At 68.5% G+C, this 724-nt stretch carries 1 protein-coding gene; it reads right to left on the bottom strand.

Features of this window, described 5'->3' with window-relative positions; all coding sequences use genetic code 11:
• Positions 1 to 662, bottom strand: a 662-nt coding sequence (istB, locus tag IRY44_RS30440) for an IS21-like element helper ATPase IstB (RefSeq protein ID WP_194803570.1), incomplete at its 3' end; no start/stop codon positions are given.
• Positions 663 to 724 lie beyond the last annotated feature (62 nt).

Raw genomic sequence — 724 nt, 5'->3', positions numbered from 1 at the left:
TCGTCGCCGAACACTTCGCCCCAGCGGCCGAAGGGCTTGTTGCTGGTGACGATCAGGGTGGCTCGTTCGTAGCGGTTGGAGACGAGCTGGAAGAACAGGTTCGCGGCTTCGGCTTCGAAGGGGATGTAGCCGACCTCGTCGACGATCAGCAGCGGGATCCGGCCGAGTTTGACCAGTTCGTCTTGCAGGCGGCCGGCGTGGTGGGCATCAGCCAGGCGAGACACCCACTGGGCGGCGGTGGCGAACGCAACGCGGTGTCCTGCCTGGCAGGCCCGGATCCCGAGGCCGATGGACAGGTGGGTCTTGCCGGTGCCGGGCGGGCCCAAGAAGACGACGTTCTCCTTCGACGCGACGAAGTCGAGGGTGCCGAGGTGGGCGATCGTCTCCCGCTTCAGCGAGCGTTGGTGCTCGAAGTCGAACTCCTCCAGGCTCTTGCGGGCCGGAAAGCGGGCGGCCCGGATGCGTCCTTCTCCGCCGTGGGCTTCGCGGGCGGCGACCTCGCGTTGCAGGCAGGCGGCGAGGAACTCCTCATGCGTCCACGACTCTGCCCGGGCCCGCTCGGCCAGGCGCTCGACGGAGGCGGCCAGGGACGGCGCCTTCAGGGCACGGGTGAGGAACGCGATCTCCGAGGCCAGGTTGCGGCTGTTGGTCTTGGTGGCCATCACGCAGCCACCTCGTCCAGGCCGAACATCCGGTCGTAGTCGCTCAACGGCCGGCGTTCGAC

This window comes from Micromonospora sp. ANENR4, from assembly GCF_015354395.1.
Lineage (GTDB): Bacteria > Actinomycetota > Actinomycetes > Mycobacteriales > Micromonosporaceae > Micromonospora > Micromonospora aurantiaca.
Note: the sequence above shows the minus strand (reverse complement) of the source record. Positions and strands in the feature narration are given on the sequence as shown.